This is a genomic window from Streptomyces sp. NPDC004134, assembly GCF_042874195.1.
Taxonomy (GTDB): Bacteria; Actinomycetota; Actinomycetes; order Streptomycetales; family Streptomycetaceae; genus Streptomyces.
This window is the reverse complement of the sequence record NZ_JBIAMS010000008.1, coordinates 235,106-252,504: the sequence shown is the minus strand read 5'-3', so window position 1 is coordinate 252,504 and position 17,399 is coordinate 235,106. Positions and strand designations below refer to the sequence as shown.

10 protein-coding genes are annotated in these 17,399 nt (G+C 76.1%); 4 read left to right on the top strand and 6 right to left on the bottom strand.

What is annotated here, in order from left to right:
- The first annotated feature begins 719 nt into the window (after nt 1–719).
- The 4 genes from ACFYVJ_RS14080 (at nt 720) to ACFYVJ_RS14065 (ending at nt 8,956) form a co-directional block, all read left to right on the top strand.
- Nucleotides 720–1,124 (top strand): globin, encoded by a 405-nt coding sequence (locus ACFYVJ_RS14080; RefSeq protein ID WP_388890411.1) that lies wholly within the window; start codon nt 720–722, stop codon nt 1,122–1,124.
- Between the two features lie 131 nt (nt 1,125–1,255).
- Nucleotides 1,256–5,020: an FtsX-like permease family protein gene (locus tag ACFYVJ_RS14075; protein ID WP_388890408.1), complete on the top strand. Its 3,765-nt coding sequence runs from the start codon at nt 1,256–1,258 to the stop codon at nt 5,018–5,020.
- A 59-nt stretch (nt 5,021–5,079) separates the two neighbouring features.
- Nucleotides 5,080–7,962, top strand: a complete 2,883-nt coding sequence (locus tag ACFYVJ_RS14070) for a hypothetical protein (RefSeq protein WP_388890405.1) — start codon at nt 5,080–5,082, stop codon at nt 7,960–7,962.
- A 31-nt stretch (nt 7,963–7,993) separates the two neighbouring features.
- Complete coding sequence (locus tag ACFYVJ_RS14065; RefSeq protein WP_388890453.1) at nt 7,994–8,956, top strand: ABC transporter ATP-binding protein; 963 nt, start codon at nt 7,994–7,996, stop codon at nt 8,954–8,956.
- A 259-nt stretch (nt 8,957–9,215) separates the two neighbouring features.
- Here the strand turns inward: ACFYVJ_RS14065 and ACFYVJ_RS14060 are convergent, their stop codons facing one another.
- The 6 genes from ACFYVJ_RS14060 to ACFYVJ_RS14035 form a co-directional block, all read right to left on the bottom strand.
- Nucleotides 9,216–10,004: a hypothetical protein gene (locus tag ACFYVJ_RS14060; protein ID WP_388890403.1), complete on the bottom strand. Its 789-nt coding sequence runs from the start codon at nt 10,002–10,004 to the stop codon at nt 9,216–9,218.
- Complete coding sequence (locus tag ACFYVJ_RS14055; RefSeq protein ID WP_388890450.1) at nt 10,001–10,513, bottom strand: acyl-CoA thioesterase; 513 nt, start codon at nt 10,511–10,513, stop codon at nt 10,001–10,003. The genes ACFYVJ_RS14060 and ACFYVJ_RS14055 overlap by 4 nt, the downstream gene beginning before the upstream one ends.
- 1 nt (nt 10,514) lies before the next feature.
- Nucleotides 10,515–12,179 (bottom strand): energy-dependent translational throttle protein EttA, encoded by a 1,665-nt coding sequence (gene ettA / locus ACFYVJ_RS14050; RefSeq protein ID WP_388890401.1) that lies wholly within the window; start codon nt 12,177–12,179, stop codon nt 10,515–10,517.
- A 274-nt stretch (nt 12,180–12,453) separates the two neighbouring features.
- Entirely contained in the window at nt 12,454–13,866 is a 1,413-nt protein-coding gene (locus ACFYVJ_RS14045; RefSeq protein WP_388890398.1) for a Cys-Gln thioester bond-forming surface protein, read from the bottom strand.
- A gap of 427 nt (nt 13,867–14,293) precedes the next feature.
- Entirely contained in the window at nt 14,294–14,797 is a 504-nt protein-coding gene (gene ssb / locus ACFYVJ_RS14040; protein WP_388890395.1) for a single-stranded DNA-binding protein, read from the bottom strand.
- Nucleotides 14,798–14,915: 118 nt separating this feature from the next.
- Nucleotides 14,916–17,063: a GTPase gene (locus ACFYVJ_RS14035; protein ID WP_388890392.1), complete on the bottom strand. Its 2,148-nt coding sequence runs from the start codon at nt 17,061–17,063 to the stop codon at nt 14,916–14,918.
- Nucleotides 17,064–17,399: the final 336 nt, after the last annotated feature.

Genomic DNA, 17,399 nt, shown 5'->3' with positions numbered 1-17,399 from the left:
CACCGGACGCAGGCCCGCACCGTCAAAAGCGGGGTGGCCCGGGGGGAGCCCCAACGTCGCCCCTTTTCCCTTCGCCGCCACCCCCGTCCACCGGCTGCCCTACGCAGCACCGCCCACCCCGACGCCGCGCCCACGTACACCGGCCCACCTCACGCAGCACCGCAAGCCCGGCACCGCACCCCCGCACCCGCCCCGCACCCACACCACGTACCAGCTCAACACCCCGCAACCCCCGAACTGTCAGAGCAGGCGCATACCCTTGGGCGGGCGTGAGGGGAAAGTGGGGAAAGTGCGGGCTCGAACGAAGGCCAACCGCACACCGCCGCCAACGGACCCGGCAGGCCCGGCGGGCACCCTGGTGCCGGGCCCTCCCCGATAACCGAGTTGCCCCGGCGGACGGAGGGCGGGCCAGCCGAGGCGGGCTGAGCCCGATCGCCGAGGTTCCCGCGGAGGGCGGCGGGCCCACGGAGCCGGGCCGTCCCCGATCGCCGAGGTGGCCCTGGCAGCCGGGGGCGCGGTGTCGGTGGTGGGCCTGCCCGGATTGTGGGCCTCGTACCTACCCCGAACCCGCGCCGGGGAGACGAACTCGCGGGAAGCCACCCACCAAACCGGTCCAAAACACCCATCCGAGCCGACTTTCGCCCACCCGCGCCGCGCTGGAGTCCCCCCGGGGCCTACGACTTCCGTACTCGGCCGGGCGGGATGAGACGATGGATGCGATGACAGAGATTCCAGTGGGACCGCCGCCGCCCGGGACGTTCTACGAGCAGGTGGGCGGCGAAGAGACGTTCCGCCGCCTCGTGCACCGGTTCTACGAGGGCGTGGCGGCGGATCCGCTGCTGCGCCCGATGTACCCCGAGGAGGACCTCGGTCCCGCGGAGGAGCGGCTGACGCTGTTCCTCATCCAGTACTGGGGCGGTCCGCGCACGTACAGCGAGGCACGCGGCCACCCGCGGCTGCGCATGCGGCACGCGCCGTTCGCGGTGGACCGCGCGGCGCACGACGCCTGGCTGCGCCACATGCGCGCGGCGGTGGACGAGCTCGACCTGCCCCCGGCGCAGGAGAAGCAGCTCTGGGACTACCTCGTGTACGCCGCGGCCTCGATGGTCAACACCCCCGGCTGACCGGCGGATTCCGCTCCGTACCCGCGGTTGCACCCGGTCACGATCCGGTCAATTTCCCCCACCACTCGCTACCGCGTGCGAACGTGCTCTGACAGCATCCAGACAATTCGACGGTGGTGTCTGGGGGATGCGTGACGGGGTTCGTTCTGCTGCGGGCACGCGCCCACCGGCTGCTCCTCGCCGCGGCCCTCCTCGCCGTACTGCTCACCACCGCCGTGCTGGCCACGCTCGCCGCGTTCTCCGGCACCGTCGGCGACGCCGCGCTGCGCCGCACGCTGGCCGGTGACGCGGCGGCCGACGCGGCGCTGACCCTGGAAGTCCCGTATCTGACCGGCGCGGACCGGGCGGCGGCGGGCAAGGCGGTCGAGGACAACGCGCGCGCGGCCTTCGCGGGCCTGCCGGTACGGGTCCAGAGCCTGGACCGCTCCGGCCCCTACGAGCTGCCGCGCCGGCTCCAGCCGCCCGCGGCGCGGGCCGGGGAGGACCCGGACCTGACGCATCTGGGGGCGCTGGAGCGGTCGGAGGTCGCGCTGACGGCGGGCCGCTGGCCGGGGGCGGCGGCCAAGGCAGCGGACAGCGCGGGCACTTCCGGCGCCCGGGACGGCGGCACCGTGCAGGTTGCCGTGCCGCAGATCGCCGCCGACCGGCTCGGCCTCGCGCCCGGCGACACCCTCACCCTCGCCGGACGGAGCGACGACGACCCGCCGCTGCCCGTCGAGATCACCGGCGTCTACCGCCCCCGCGACCGCGAGGCACCGTACTGGCTCGCCGACGAACTCCGCGGCAAGGGCGTCCAGCAGGGCGGCTACACCACGTACGGCCCCCTCCTCGCCGACCCCGGCTCCTTCGCCTCCGGCCGGGTGGCGCAGGCCGCAGGCGCGTGGGTGGTGCGCGGCGACTTCGGCGAGATGACCGCGGGCCGCGCCGACGCCCTGCGCGCGTCGGTGAAGAAAGCTTCCGGCGCGCTCGCGGACGAGCCGGTCTTCGACGGCCGCGCCGTGGCCACCACCCGGCTCCCCCAGCTCCTCGACGGCACCGAACGGGCCCTGCTCGTCAGCCGGTCGACGCTGCTGATCGTCGCCCTCCAGCTCGTACTGCTCGCCGCGTACGCGCTGATGCTCGTCGCCCGGCTGCTGGGCGCGGAGCGCCGCGGCGAGACGGACCTGCTGCGCGCCCGCGGCGGCTCGCGGCAGCGCATCGGCGTGCTGACCGCCGCCGAGTCGCTGCTCCTCGCGCTGCCCGCCGCGATCGCCGCGCCGCTGCTCGCCGGGCCGCTGATCAGGCTGCTGGCCGCGCGCGGCCCGCTGGAGCGGGCCGGGCTGACCCCGGACTCCGCGGCGGGCGGCGGCACCTGGCTGGTCGCCGCGGCCTGCGCGCTGGGCTGCGCGGCCGCGGTCGTGGCGCCGACGCTGCTGCGCGGCGGCGGCGCCGACGGGGTGCTGTCCGCGGGCCGTACGGTACGGGCCAAGCCGCTGCCCGCGCCGCTGCGGGCGGGCGCGGACGGGGCGCTGCTGGTGGTGGCGGGCGTGGCCTACTGGCAGTTGGACCGGCAGACCTCCGGCAGCGGCGCGCTGAGCGGCGACCGCTCCGGCACCCTGGGCATCGACCCGGTGCTGGTCGCCGCCCCCGCGCTGGCGCTGCTGGCCGGCACGGTGCTGACGCTGCGCCTCCTGCCGCCCGTCGCCCGCCTCGCGGAGCGCCGCGCGGCGGCGGGGCGGGGGCTGCCCTCGGCGCTGGCGGGCTGGCAGTTGAGCCGCCGCCCGCTGCGCGGCGCGGGTCCCGTGCTGCTGCTGGTGCTGGCGGTGGCGATCGGCATGCTGGCGCTGGCCCAGGGCGCGTCCTGGGACCGCTCGCAGCGCGACCAGGCGGACTTCCACGCGGGCACCGACGTACGGGTCCTGACCAGCCGGCTCCCCGAGCTGGGGCAGGGCGGCATGATGGAGCGCGTCCCGGGCGTGAGCGCCGCGGCGCCGGCGGCCCGGTGGGGCATGAGCCTGTCGGGCGGCGGGTCCGCGGAGGTGCTGGCCCTGGACACGGCTCAGGCGGCGAAGGGCCTGCGGCTGCGGGACGACCTGGCGGCCGGCACCGGAGGCGCGGAGCTGCTGCGCAAGCTGGCCCCGGGGGGTCCGGCGGGGAAGCAGGAGCCGGCTCCGCCGGGGCCGGAGGACAAGCGGGAGTCGGCCGCGGGCGCGGAAGACGCGGGTTCCGGCGCGTACGCCACGGGCGGCACGGTCGGCGCAGAGAACACGGGCGCCGCAGGCGGCACGCGGCACCTTGCCGCGGGCGCGGAGCGCCCGGCGGGCAGCCCGCCCCCGGACGCGCGGCGCGCGGAATCCGCGCCCGCGGACACCGCGGCCCACCCCGCCGCGCGCGCGGAGCGCGCCGTCGGCGACCCGGACCCGGTCGGCCGACCGGCTTCGCCGGACCAGGCGGTCCCGGCCGCGGCGCGCGCCGGAGGCGCGGAAGCCGCGGCCCCCGCTGCCTCCGCGGAGCGGACCCGCGCCGGAGGGCTGGAGCTGCCCGGGCTGCCCGGGGAGGTGCGGCTGGTGGCGCGGCTCGACGCCGACGCGACCGCGCGCGGGCGGGCCGCCGTGACCGTGCTCGTCGAGGACCGGTACGGGGCCGCGTACGAACTGCCCGCCGGTGACCTCCCCGCCGACGGCCGTACGCACACCCTGACCGCCGACATCGCCGCCGCCGCGGCCGCCCCCGACGGCCGCCCCGCGGGGCCGCTGCGGCTCACGGGGCTCCGGCTCGTACACCCGCAGCCGAAGGACGGCGGCCAGCGCCGGCTGGACGTCGCGCGCGTCGAGGTCGCCAAGCCCCTCGGCGACGAGGACGCAGCCGCCGGCGCCCGGGAGGTGCCCCTGCCTGACGGGTTCAAGTGGCACGCCCGCGCGGTCTCCGAACCCGAGGCGCTGCACGACGAGATCCCCGCGGCGGTCGATGACCGGCCCCGTACCACCGGCGACTCCGCGCTCTCCCTGAGCTACGACACCGGCGACCAGTACTACGACACCTGGACCGGCCCGCCCCTGGTCACCCTCACCGTCACCGCCGCGCGCGCCCCCACCCCGACGCTCACCGCGCTGGCCACCGACAAGATGCTCGAGTCCACCGGCGCGAAGGTCGGCGACACGATCAGCGTCCCCGTCCCCGGCGGCAGCCTCTCCGCGAAGATCACCGGCTCGGTGCAGGAGCTGCCGACCACGGGACCCGGCTCCCCCGCGGCCGCGGCGGAGCCCTCGCGGGCCCAGTTCGGCGGCGCCCTGCTGCTCGACCTGCCCACCGCCAACAGCGCGCTGACCCAGCGGGGCCTGGCCACGCTGCTGCCCTCGGAGTGGTGGCTGACCACGCGGCCGGGCGAGACGGACACCACGGTCGCCGCCCTGCGCGACCGCGCCGACACCGACCCGGGCAACGTCCTCGTACGCGACGAACTCGCCGACGAGCTGGGCAGCGACCCGCTCGGCGCAGGACCGCAGGCCGCGCTCGCCGCCACCGCCGTCGCCGCGGCGGTGCTGGCCGCGCTCGGCTTCGCCGTCAGCGCGGCGGCGTCCGTACGCGAACGTTCCCGCGAGTTCGCCGTGCTGCGCGCCCTCGGCGCCCCGCAGCGGCAGTTGGCGCGCACGTTCGCGGCCGAGCAGGGGGTGCTCATCGCGCTCGCGCTGGCCGCCGGGATGCTGCTCGGCTGGGCGCTGGCCCGCTCCGTCATCCCGCTCATCACCCTCACCGGGCGGGCCGCGCAGCCGGTGCCGCCGGTGGTGGTGGAGCTGCCCGCGGGGTCCGTGGCGGGCCTGCTGGCGGCGGTCGCGGCCGTCCCCGTCCTCGTCACCGTGCTCGTCGCGCTGCGCCGCGGCGACCCGGCGACGGCACTGCGCCTGGGAGGCGAGTGACATGCCGCCCGCCCGCGCCGCAGCCCGGCCCGCCCCGTCGACACCGGGAGGCCGGTGACATGCCCGCACAGGACCCGCCGGAGGCACCCGACTCCCCGGACGCCCCGGAGACCGCGAACGCCCCGGACGCCCCCGAGGACCCGCCGCGCCGCTCCCGCCCGCCCGGCGCCGCCCCCTGGGTGCGGACCCGGCTGCGGGCCGCGCCCGGCGGCGCGGTGGCCCTGGCGGTGCTCGTGCTCGTCACCGCCTTCCTGGCCGCCGCGTTCCCGCGCGGCGTCGACACGTACGAGGACCGCGAGGCCCGCCGGCTCATCGACGGCGCCACGGCCGCCGAGCGCAACGTGGCGGTGACCGCGCAGCCGGACCCCGAGGTGCGGTTCGAGGACCAGGCGGAGTCGATGGGCGGGCGGTTCGTCGAGCGCTTCGTGCAGCCGGTCCTGGACGAGTTCCGCGCCCCGCTGCGGGCGGAGCGCGGACAGGTCTCCTACGGCGTACGGACCAAGCCGGTGCTCGTCACCGACGACCCGTGGCTGCCGAAGACCGACGGGCAGCGGCCCGAGGTGCAGCTCGACGCGCGCGCCGGGGTCGAGGAGCGCGCCCGGGTGGTCGGGGGACGGCTGCCGGAGCCGACGGCGTACGCGGCCGAGGGCGGCGGCGACGTCGCCTTCGAGGCCGCCGTCACCGCCGCCACGGCCGGCAAGCTGCACCTGCGCGTCGGCTCCCGCATCCACATCCCGCAGTCCGAGGGCACGGTCGTCGTCGAGGTCACCGGCATCCTGGAGCCGAAGGCGCCGGGCAGCGACTACTGGTCCGTCGACCCGCTCCTGCGCACCCCCGAGCTGCGCCAGAAGCCGGAGTCGCTCGACCCGCAGCGCTACTGGGCCGCGGCCTTCCTCCTCCACCCCGACAGCGGCCCCGCGCTCTTCGCCGGCACGCAGTCGTTCGGCCCGTCCTTCGAGGACGCGGGCACCTCCCCGTACTGGAACGTGCCCGTGGCCGGCGGCGCGCTCCGCGGCCGGAACGTGGCCGCCGTGCTCGACGCCCTGTCCACCCTCCAGGAGGGCCCCGGCTTCGAGCGGCTCGCCATGCGGACCGGCGGCACGCTCGACATCTCCACCGGCGCCGCCGGGCTGCTCGCCGGCTACACGGGGGTGCGCGACGCCGTCACGCCCGTCGTGGCCGTCGCCGCCTTCGGCGTCGGCGCCGTCGCGGCGGTGGTGCTCGGCATGAGCGGCGGCCTCGCCGCCTCCCGGCGCCGCGCCGAACTGGCGCTGCTCCGCTCCCGCGGCGGCTCGCTGCGGGGCATCGCCACCCGTCTCCTCGCCGAGAACGCCGCCGCCGTGCTGCCCGCCGCCGCGGCCGGCTACGGCCTCGCCGTCCTGCTGCTGCCCGGCGCCCGGCACACGCCCCCGCTGCTCGCGGCGGGCGCCACGGCGGCGCTGGCGCTGTGCGCGCTGCCGCTGCTCGCGGTGGCCGCCGTCCGCCGGCCGCGGCCCCCGGTCCGTACCGACCTGGTCGGGGCGCGGCCCTCGCGGCAGCGGCTGGTGGCGGAGGTGACGGCGGTGGTGCTCGCGGTGGGCGCCATCGTGGTGCTGCGCCGCAGGGGCGACGCGGACGGCGGCGCCGACGCGCTGGTCAGCGCGGCGCCGGTGCTCGTCGGGGTGGTCGCCGCGGCGGTGTTCGTACGCCTGTATCCGCTGCCGCTGCGGCTGGCGGCCCGGCCGGCGGCGTGGGCGCGCGGTGCGCTCGGCTTCCTGTCGCTGGCCCGCGCCGGGCGCGCCCCCGCGGCCTCGGCGCTGCCGCTGCTGGCGCTGCTCGTGGCGCTGACGACCGCCTCCTTCGGCGGCTCGGTGCTCGCCGGCGTCGCCGACGCGCGCGAGACTGCCTCGCTGCACAGCGTCGGCGGCGACGCCCGCCTCACCTCGGCCGCGCCGCTGCCGGACGGTCTCGCCGCGAAGGCGGAGAAGGTGGGCGGCGTACGGCACGCGGCGTCCGTCAGCACCGAGAGCGGGCTCCAGGTCATCGGGCTGAGCGGCGACCTCACCCTGCTGACCGTCGACGCTACCGCGTACGCGCGCCTCAGCGCCGACCTGGGCCTCGGCCCCTTCGACGCCGGCCGGCTGCGGGACGGGAACGGCGGCAGGGCGCTGCCCGCGCTCGTCTCCCCCGGCGTCGCCGACCTGATCGGCGACGGCACGCTGGGGCTGCAGTCGTCCCGGGGCCGGATCACGGCGGAGGTCGCCGCGGTACGGACCATGACACCGGCGCTGACGGGCGGCCAGTTCGCCGTGGTCGACGCCGGGAGCGTGGCGCGGCAACTGCCCGGCACGGAGGCGGTCACCGAGGCCCGCCCCGACACGCTGCTGCTCTCCGCCGCCGGCGGCCTGGACGGCGCCGCGCTGCGGGAGCTGGCCCGCGACTCCGCGCCCGCGGCCACCCTGCTGCTGCGCGGCGACGTGACGGACGACCTGGCCGCCTCGGAGCTCCAGCGCGGCGCGGAGCGGCTGTACGCCGCCGCCGCGGTCGCCGCCACCGGCTACGCCCTGCTCGCCGTCCTGCTGTCGCTGCTGCGGGCCGCCCCCGAGCGCGTCGCGCTGCTGGCGCGGCTGCGCACGATGGGCTTCAGCCGGCGGCACGGGCGGCGGCTGCTGGTGCTGGAGGCGCTGCCGCAGTTGGTGGCGGCCGGTCTGGTCGGGGCGCTGGCGGGGCTGGTCACCGTACGGCTGCTGGGGCCGGGCATCGACCTGAGCGCGCTCGCGCTCGGCGAGGAGAGCCCCGACCTGCTCGGCCCCGGCGGCGCGGAGCTGCGGGCGGACCCGCTGGCGCTGGCGCTGCCGTCGGTGGCGGTACCGGCGCTGGCGCTGGCGGCGGTGCTGGTGCAGGCGTGGTGGGGCGGCAGACGGCGGGCCGTACAGGAACTGCGGGCCGGGGAGAGGGAGTGAGATGGCCCAGACGCGAGAGAGCACGGGCGGTATGACGAGCGGGACGACGCTGGAGGACCTGGAGCGGCGGGCGGCGGAGCAGCGCGCCAAACCGGCGTACGGGCACGACGCGCTGATCTCCTGCGACCAGCTCGTGCGCATCTTCCGCACCGACGGCGTGGAGGTGCAGGCGCTCCAGGGCCTCGACCTGCTGGTCGCCGAGGGCGAGTTGCTGGCCCTGGTGGGCGCCTCGGGCAGCGGCAAGTCGACCCTGCTCGGCATCCTCGCCGGCCTCGACGTCCCCACCGCGGGCACCGCCACGGTCGCGGGCTTCGACCTGCTGGCGATGGACGCGCGGGCGCGGCTCCGCTACCGCCGGGAGATCGTCGGCTTCGTCTGGCAGCAGACCGCGCGCAACCTGCTGCCGTACCTGACCGCCGTGCAGAACGTGGTGCTGCCGATGCAGCTCAGCGAGGGCGGCGGCGGCCGCCACGCGCGCCGCCGCCGGGTGGCGTTCGCCGAGGACCTCCTGGGCCTCCTGGGCCTCGCCCACTGCCGCGACCGCCGCCCGCAGCAGATGTCCGGCGGCGAACAGCAGCGCGCGGCGATCGCGGTGGCGCTGGCCAACTCCCCGGCGGTGATCCTGGCGGACGAGCCGACTGGCGAGCTGGACTCGGCGACGGCGGAGCAGATCTTCGCCGCCTTCCGCACGGCGAACGAGGAACTGGGCACGACGATCGTCATCGTCACCCACGACCAGTCGGTGGCCACGCAGGTCCGCCGCACGGTCGCGATCCGCGACGGCCGGATGGCGTCGGAGGTCGTACGCCGCACGGAGGTCGACGAGAGCGGCGAGGAACGGGTGGTGGCCCGCGAATACGCCGCGGTCGACCGCACGGGCCGCCTCCAGCTTCCCCAGCAGTACACGGAGGCGCTGGACATCCGCGACCGGGTGGTCCTGGACCTGGAGGAGGACCACATCAGAGTGAGCCCGGACCGGGAGAACGGGAAGTAACCGGAGGGCCTGGGCGCGGTAGGAGCGGGCCGGCGGGCGAGCACCCGGAAGGCACGCAGACATCGGCCTGGGCGGCGGACCCGCGAGCGCGGACCCGCCTGGCGCCTGCGGCCTGGGCGGGGGCAACCGGGGAAGCCGGGCCTGCTGACCGGACACGCGGCGGCCGAAGGCTCGTCGCCTCTCGCAACGGGCCCGCCCTCCCGGCGTTTTCGCCCTGCGCGCCGGCACCCGGCCCCGCCCGCCGCAGGCGGCGGGCGGGTCAGACGGGGGTGACGCCCAGGCGGCCCAGGCCGCCCGTGCGGCGGAGGGCCACCGAGCCGTACGGGGTGCGCAGGCGGAGCCAGTTGCCGGCGGCCAGCAGGGCGGGCTCCGCCGGGTCCGCGGGGGGCGGCAGGAGGCCGAACACGCGGGCCGCGTGCACGGCTCGCAGGGGCAGCGGCGTCTCGCCCAGCGGGCGGCTCCAGATGTCACCGCCTATGCGGTCCACCTCCGAGCGGGTCCGCTTCTCCTCGGGCAGCGCCTCCACCCGGGACTTGAACTCCGCGACCCCCGCCACCACCGCGACGCGCAACTCCTCCGGCCGCGGCAGCCCCGCCACCGGCTCCCAGCCACTCCGCGGCGGCAGCAGCCCGGCCCACCCGGGCCCGCCCACCGGCTGCGGCAGGTCCACGGCCAACTCCCGCCCGGAGGACGGGGACCCGGCACCAAGAGCCCCAGCCGCGCCCTCCGCGGGCCCCGCACCGGCGCCGGCCGTCCCGGCGTTCGCAGCCCCGGCGTTCGCCGCCTCGATGGCCTCCGCCAGCTCCCCCGCCGACACCGTCTCGTCCAGCTCCGCCGCCGCCGTCAGCAGCGCCGTACGGACCACGATGACCTCCAGCGCCGGCGCGTGCCCGAAGACGGCCAGTGCCGCTCCCCCGGTCCCGCCGCCGGCGCCGGGTGCCGCCCGTAGCCGTACCGCCGCGCCCCTGTCGTACCGCAACAGCCGCCCCAGGAACACCGCCAGGCTCTCCGCCTGCCGGCCCTCGGCGAACACCAGCCGCCGCGTCATGCCGCCGCTGCCTCCCCCGGCCTCCCGGGCTCCCCCGGTCTCCCCGGGCCCCCCGGCTTCGCCGATCCCGCGGGCGGGGGCGGCCCCAGGTACTTCTCCAGGAACGCCCGCTCCTCCGCCGTGATCCGCCGCGGCCGGCCGGCCTCGAAGTCGAACGGGACGATCACCGTCGACGCCTGCGCGTACACCGCGCCGCCGTCCTCCGGTGCGTCCTTCACCTCGTACGCCAGCGTCGCCGCCGCCGCGCGGATCTCCGTCACCCACACCTCGATCGTCACCGGCTCGTACCGGTGCACGAGCTGGCGCCGGTAGTCGATCTCGTGCCGGGCCACGACCGATCCGCCCGCGAAGGACGTACCGCCCCCGCCGGCGCCCTCGCCGGGCGCCAGCCGGAACATGAAGTCGATCCTGGCCTCCTCCAGATAGCGGAGGAACTCCACGTTGTTGACGTGGCCGTACGCGTCCATGTCCGCCCACCGCAGCGGGCAGCGGTAGACGTGCCGGACCACGTCAGCCACGGGTGAGCTTCTTGTACGTGGCCCGGTGCGGCCGCGCCGCGTCCGGGCCGAGCCGCTCGATCTTGTTCTTCTCGTACGACTCGAAGTTGCCCTCGAACCAGAACCACTTGCTGTCGCCCTCGTACGCCAGGATGTGCGTCGCGATGCGGTCCAGGAACCAGCGGTCGTGGGTGATGACCACGGCGCAGCCCGGGAACTCCAGCAGCGCGTTCTCCAGCGAGGACAGCGTCTCGACGTCGAGGTCGTTGGTCGGCTCGTCGAGCAGCAGCAGGTTGCCGCCCTGCTTGAGGGTGAGCGCGAGGTTGAGCCGGTTGCGCTCGCCGCCGGAGAGGACGCCGGCCGGCTTCTGCTGGTCCGGGCCCTTGAAGCCGAAGGCGGACACGTACGCCCGCGAAGGCATCTCGACCTGGCCGACGTTGATGTAGTCGAGGCCGTCGGAGACGACCTCCCACAGCGTCTTCTTGGCGTCGATGTTGCCGCGGGACTGGTCGACGTAGCTGACGTTCACGGTGTCGCCGACGCGGATGCTGCCGGAGTCCGGCTTCTCCTGGCCGAGGATCATCTTGAACAGGGTCGTCTTGCCCGCGCCGTTGGGGCCGATGACGCCGACGATGCCGTTGCGCGGGAGCGTGAAGGACAGGTCCTCGATGAGCAGCTTCTCGCCGAAGCCCTTGCTGAGCTTCTCGACCTCGACGACGACGTTGCCCAGCCGGGGACCCGGCGGGATCTGGATCTCCTCGAAGTCGAGCTTGCGCATCTTCTCGGCCTCGGCCGCCATCTCCTCGTACCGGGCGAGGCGCGCCTTGGACTTCGCCTGCCGGCCCTTGGCGTTGGAGCGGACCCACTCCAGCTCTTCCTTCAGGCGCCGCTGCCGCTTGGCGTCCTTCTGGCCCTCGACCTTCAGGCGCGCGGCCTTGGTCTCCAGGTACGTGGAGTAGTTGCCCTCGTAGGGGTAGGCGCGGCCCCGGTCCAGCTCCAGGATCCAGCCGGCGACGTTGTCGAGGAAGTACCGGTCGTGGGTGATGGCGACGACGGTGCCCTCGTACTGCGCGAGGTGCTGCTCCAGCCAGGCCACGGACTCGGCGTCGAGGTGGTTGGTGGGCTCGTCGAGGAGGAGGAGGTCGGGGGCCTCCAGCAGCAGCTTGCAGAGCGCGACGCGGCGGCGCTCGCCGCCGGAGAGGTTGGTGACGGGCCAGTCGCCGGGCGGGCAGCCGAGCGCGTCCATGGCCTGTTCGAGCTGGGCGTCGAGGTCCCAGGCGTTCTCGTGGTCCAGCTCCTCCTGGAGCTTGCCCATCTCCTCCATAAGCTCGTCGGTGTACTCGGTCGCCATCTGCTCGGCGATCTCGTTGAACCGGTCGAGCTTGCCCTTGGTCTCGGCGACGCCCTCCTGGACGTTCTCGAGGACGTTCTTCTCCTCGTTGAGCGGGGGCTCCTGGAGGAGGATGCCGACGCTGTAGCCGGGCGAGAGGAAGGCGTCACCGTTCGACGGCTGCTCCAGGCCCGCCATGATCTTGAGCACGGTGGACTTCCCGGCACCGTTGGGGCCCACGACACCGATCTTGGCGCCGGGCAGGAAGTTCAAGGTGACGTTGTCAAGGATGACCTTGTCGCCGTGCGCCTTGCGTGCCTTGCGCATGGTGTAGATGAACTCAGCCAAGAGAAACCGTCCGGCAGATCCGAGGTGGGCAGATGCACCCATCTTGCCGCACGGGCGCCCCCGCGCGAAAACGCCCCCGGTCGCGCCCGTCGCCCGCGGCGGCCTGGGCGGGCACGGGACGCCGCCGGGGCCGCTCGGCGGGCATGCGAAGGGGCCGGATCCCGGAGGATCCGGCCCCTGTGCCGTGCACGGGCGTCAGCCGTCAGCCGGCGTCCGCCGGCCGGTGCCGTTCCGCGCTGCTACGCGCTTCCCGGCGCCGGCCGGAGGGCCGTCGTCAGGCGGCGCCGGCGCCGCCGCTGCCGCGCCGGCGGAGCAGGAAGACGGTCGCACCGCCGACCACGACGAGGCCGATCGCCACGCCCGCGATCACCGGGGTGGCACTGCTGCCACCGGTGTTCGCCAGGTCGCCGCCCTTGTCGTCACCGGCGTCGTCGCCGCCGGCGGAGCCGCCCGCGGAGGCCGGGCTCGGCTCGCTGGGCGCCGGGGTGTCGTTGCCCGCGGTCTCGCAGTCGAGCACGCCGGTGAACTTCTCGCTGAAGCCGTCGTCACCGTTGATGGTGATCTCGTACGCCTGGTCCTCGGCGACCTCGACCAGCACGGTCTTGGACTCACCCGGGGCCACGGTGTGGGACTCGCCCGCCAGCTCGAAGGAGAAGGGCTGGTCGCCCTTGTTCTCGGCGGTCACGTCCACGCCGCCCTTGGCGCAGTTCTTGTCGGCCGACAGGGCCGGGATCGGCCCCTCGCTCGCCCAGTTCGCGGTGGCCTGCGCGGTGACGGTGGTGTCGCTGGAGCCGGCCAGGATCTGGGTCTGGCTCTTCGCGTGCTCACCGACGCCGGCGAAGGCGCGGCCCACGGGCACCTGGGTGGTGGCCTGGGCGGTCAGCGTCGCCGACCCGTCCGGGGTACCGGCGGGCACGTCGAGGAAGACCTCGGCGCCGTCGGAGGCGCTGGTCAGCGCCTTGCCGTCGGCGTCGACGACCTTGACGCCCGCGGACTCGGCCTCGGGCGACAGCGAGAGGCTCGCCTCGGCGGCGTCGGTGTTCACCGTGACCGGGCCGAGCTTCTCACCGGACTTGCCGGAGACCGCGGTCGGGCCGAGGTTCAGCGAGGGCGCGGGCTCCTCGATGGCCTCGGCACCGGCCTCCAGGTAGTCGGCGAGCTTCTCCGCCTCGGGGTCCTTGGCCTCGACGCTCACCTTGTCGGAGAAGCGCCAGATGGCGATCTGGGTGCCGGCCGCGGCGGTGTTCTCCGTCAGCTCACCCGCACCGGCCGCCTCCGCGAGCGCGGAGAGGTCGTCCACCTGCGGGTAGGAGTTCTGCAGAATCCAGTTGATCTTCCCCGCGTCGGGGTTGTTCTGCAGCGAGGAGGCGCTCCAGGGCACCTCCTGGTACTTGGCCTCCGGCTGGGTCGGGTTGCCGAAGTCGATGCAGTAGGTCTGGATGGTGCCGCCCTGGTCGACGGCCATCTCGAACAGACCGGCACCGATCTCGTGGTCACCGTCGACGATCGCGGTGTCCTTGATCGTGAGCCCGCCCAGGGTGGCGGTGGCGCCGTTGGCGGGCGGCGCGTCCTGCGCCGCCGCGGGACCGGCGCCGGCTATCGCACCGGCGGTGGCCAGGCCCGCGGCCAGCACTGCCGCGGTGAGCCGAGCAGACCGCCGATGTGACGGCCTCCGAACAGAAGTCATGGTCGAAAATCCCCTCCGGGCGGGTTGGTCAAGGCTCGGATTGCCCCCGCCGTAAGAACGCCTTCGCTCCGGGCTCGTCGAGCCGCTCGGAATCCTATGGACTCCCCTCGTCCCGCGAACCTCAAATGCCCCAAGGGAACAGGGTTTTAGAACGCAATCGTTACATGGGGCAACGACCATTTCGGGCAGACCCCAGCGGACCGGCAGAAGTTCTCGCGCCCCAATCGAACTGATCGTCCTGGAAACGTCACCGTCCGGCCTCCGAGGGGCCGGCCGGCGGCCACCCGACTCCGGTGTGTGACCCGGGAGTTGGGCCCGGAGGCCGGGTCCGCGAACCGGGCTCCGCGCCCTGCCTCCCGAACCGCCCTGCCGGACCCGGCCCATGCCTTCCCGGGCGAGGTTCGCCCTCCGGCCCCGGCGGTGCCCGTCAGCCCAAGTCCGGTGTCAGTACCGGCTGTCGGGGCTCCTGGACTGCCGGGTCCTGTGTGCCGGGCTCCAGTGCCGGGGCCAGCGCGTCCCGTACCGCGACGCCCAGGTCCGTCTTGGCCGGGTCCGCGAAGGACGGCCTCAGTCGCGAGACCCGGCGGAACGCCGCCGTGCCCCAGCCGAGGTCGTGGCCCACCGCCGTCGCGTCGATCGTCGGGTCCGTGCAGCGCACGCCCTCTTTCTCGTACTCCCTGACCCGCAATCGGCCCCGCACCAGCAGCGGTTCCCCGATGGCCACGGAAGCCGCCACATTGTCCGCCAACTGGCGCCACGCCCAGACCGTAAAGAAATTTGTATATGAATCGCTCCAGCTACCGGTCGCCTGGTCGAACCGCCGCACCGTCGCCGCGAGGCGGAAACGCACCGCCGGCACCCCCGACTGCGTCGTGCGGTAATCCGCGCTCGTGGCCGCATTCCCGACCACGGTCACCATCGTTTCGTTCATCTCCAACGCACCTCCCCCGTCCGGGCACTTCGCCTGCCCGCTGACGCCCATGCTGCCCGCTCCGCCCCCGCCCCGCGACCCCTGTGGATAACTCCCGTCCGGGTTACGTCGCAGCAGGTCAGGGACGCGTACCGCCGCCCGACGCGACGGCGTACTGCTCCCGCACCTCGCGGTAGCGCAGCAACTCCGCCGCCATCGGCTCCAGCACCCGTGCCCGCCCGCTCGCGGCCGCCGACTCGCGCAGCCGGCGCTCCGCCTCCTCGCCGTACCGCCGCGCCGCGCCGCGCGCCGCGAACCGGCAGGCCAGCGCCAGCCCGGGACCGGCCGCCGCGGTGACCGCCACGAGGGCCAGCGGCAGCGGCCACGGCCCTCCCGCGACGCCGGACAGCGCCGCGACCAGCCACAGCACGGCCAGCGCCTGCGCGCCGAGCAGCCCGCGCTGCACCGCGCCCACCACCGACCACCACCGCGGCCGCGGCACGGCCCGGGCGCCGGCCCCGGCCCCGGCCCGCGGCACGTCGTCCGCGGCCGGTTCGCCCGCAGCCGTACCGTCCGCGCCGGACGCATCGGATCCCGGCGACTCCGTGCCCGCCTCCGGGCCGGGCGCCCGCCGCGCCAGCCCGTCCGCGAGGCCCTCCGCGCCGCGCACCCCCGCCTCGCGCACCGCCTTCGCCCACGGCGCCGGCAGCCCGGCGCCCGCCTCGTCCGCCACGGTCCGTACGGCCTGCTCGACCACCGCCCGCGCGGGGACCAGCCCCTGCTCCCCGTCCCGGGGGTCCGGCATCAGCGCACCGACGTCCGCCGGCTGCCCGCCCGATCCGGGTGGGCCCAGCCGATCCCCCGCATCGCCCGAGCGCGCCCGCCCCTCGGCCGCACCGTCCGGCGCCGTACCCGGCCGCATGCGCCGCCACAGCTCCGGCAGCCGCGCCCCGCACGCCTGTTCCGCCTCCCGGAGCCACGACTGCTCCGCCGCCTGCCCCGTCGCCGCCGCCCCGACCGCCTCCGCGAGCCGGTCCTCGAACTCCGCCCTGACCCGCTCGTCGAGACCGCACCCGCCGCCGTCGCCGACGTACACCTCGCGCAGCCGCGCCGTCGCCTCGTCCACGTCCGCGGTCAGCCGGCGCTCCGCCGCCCGGCGCTCCGCGATGAACGACACCAGCTCCGCGCGCAGATCGCCCACGCCCTCGCCGGTGAGCGCGGACAGCGACAGCACGCACGCGCCGGGCTCGCCGTGCTCGCCGAGCGCCAGGCCGTCCTCGTCCAGGAGGCGGCGCAGGTCGTCGAGCACCTGCCCGACGGCGTTCGCGGGCAGCCGGTCGACCTGGTTGAGGACGACGAACATCACCTCGGCGTAGCCGGCCAGCGGTTGCAGATAGCGCTCGTGCAGCGCCGCGTCCGCGTACTTCTCCGGGTCGACCACCCAGATCACCGCGTCCACCCGGCGCAGTACGTCTTCCACGCGGCGGCGGTGCTCGTCCACCGCCGAGTCGTGGTCGGGCAGGTCGATCAGGACGAGCCCGCGCAGTCCGAGGTCGTCGCGGAGCGGGCGGGCGGCGCGCGCCGGGAGCCCGAGGCGTTCGAGGAGCAGGGTCGGCGCGTGGTCGCCGGCGCCGCGCCAGGCGCACGCGGCCGGCAGGGAGGTGGTGGGCCTGCGCACCCCGACCTCGGAGAGGGGGGCGCCGGCGAGCGCGTTGAAGAGGCTGGACTTGCCGCTGCCGGTCGCGCCCGCGATGGCGACGACGGCGTGGTCGAGCGAGAGCCGCTGCCGGTCGGCGGCCTCGTCGAGGACGCGCCCCGCCTCGGCGAGCGTGCGCCCGTCGAGGCGCGTACGGGAGAGGCCGACGAGTTCGCGGAGAGCGTCGAGGCGCCCGCGCAGGGGGCCTTCGGCACGTGGTACGAATCCTCCGGGCAGCCCCGCGTCCGCGCCGTACCCCGCGCGCGCCCCGCCGCGACCCCGGCCCGCAGCACGCGGCACGGCACCGTCACCGTCGTACGCACCGCCGCGCCCGCGGCCGTCCACGGAGTCCCCGTCCTCCCGGCCCGCCGCGAAGTCGCCGCCGCCCTGGCCCGTGCCGGAGCGGCCGCCGGAACCCGGCTCCGCACCGGCACCGGCGCCGGTCTCCGGCCGCCCACCGCCGACCTCCGCACCGGCACCGCCACCCGCACCCGCACCGCCGCCGCCCCCCTCCGCCGACCCCGCCGCCGCACCGCCCGCCGGCTCCGGCACCCCCTCCGCCCCTACGTCCAACCCGCCGTCCGCACCCATCTCCGCGACACCGCCCTCTCGCCCACCGCCATCCGCCGACCCCCCGTGCTCCGCACCGAACCCGGCGCCGGAACCGCCCCCTGTATCCACGCCGGCCGCGGCCGGATCCCCGGACCCCGCACCCGCACCCCCCGCCTCAGCCACCCCGGCCGCGACAGCTCCACCGGATCCGGCAGCCCCCACCGCCCCGGCAACCTCAACCGCCCCAGCCCCAGCCCCAGCCCCCGAAGCAGTCGCCACCGGCCCACCGCAGGAATCAGCCCCGTCCCCCGCCTCCCCTTCGCCATCCGAACCCGACACCGGCACCGGCACCGGCAGCGGCAGCGGCACCGGCAC

Excerpts from the sequence above, each read along its gene's own strand:
- ACFYVJ_RS14080 (WP_388890411.1), top strand. The coding sequence starts at position 720 with ATGACAGAGATTCCAGTGGGACCGCCGCCGCCCGGGACGTTCTACGAG.
- ACFYVJ_RS14070 (WP_388890405.1), top strand. The coding sequence starts at position 5,080 with ATGCCCGCACAGGACCCGCCGGAGGCACCCGACTCCCCGGACGCCCCG.
- ACFYVJ_RS14065 (WP_388890453.1), top strand. The coding sequence starts at position 7,994 with ATGACGAGCGGGACGACGCTGGAGGACCTGGAGCGGCGGGCGGCGGAG.
- ACFYVJ_RS14060 (WP_388890403.1), bottom strand. The coding sequence starts at position 10,004 with ATGACGCGGCGGCTGGTGTTCGCCGAGGGCCGGCAGGCGGAGAGCCTG.
- ACFYVJ_RS14045 (WP_388890398.1), bottom strand. The coding sequence starts at position 13,866 with ATGACTTCTGTTCGGAGGCCGTCACATCGGCGGTCTGCTCGGCTCACC.
- ssb (WP_388890395.1), bottom strand. The coding sequence starts at position 14,797 with ATGAACGAAACGATGGTGACCGTGGTCGGGAATGCGGCCACGAGCGCG.
- ACFYVJ_RS14035 (WP_388890392.1), bottom strand. The coding sequence starts at position 17,063 with ATGGGTGCGGACGGCGGGTTGGACGTAGGGGCGGAGGGGGTGCCGGAG.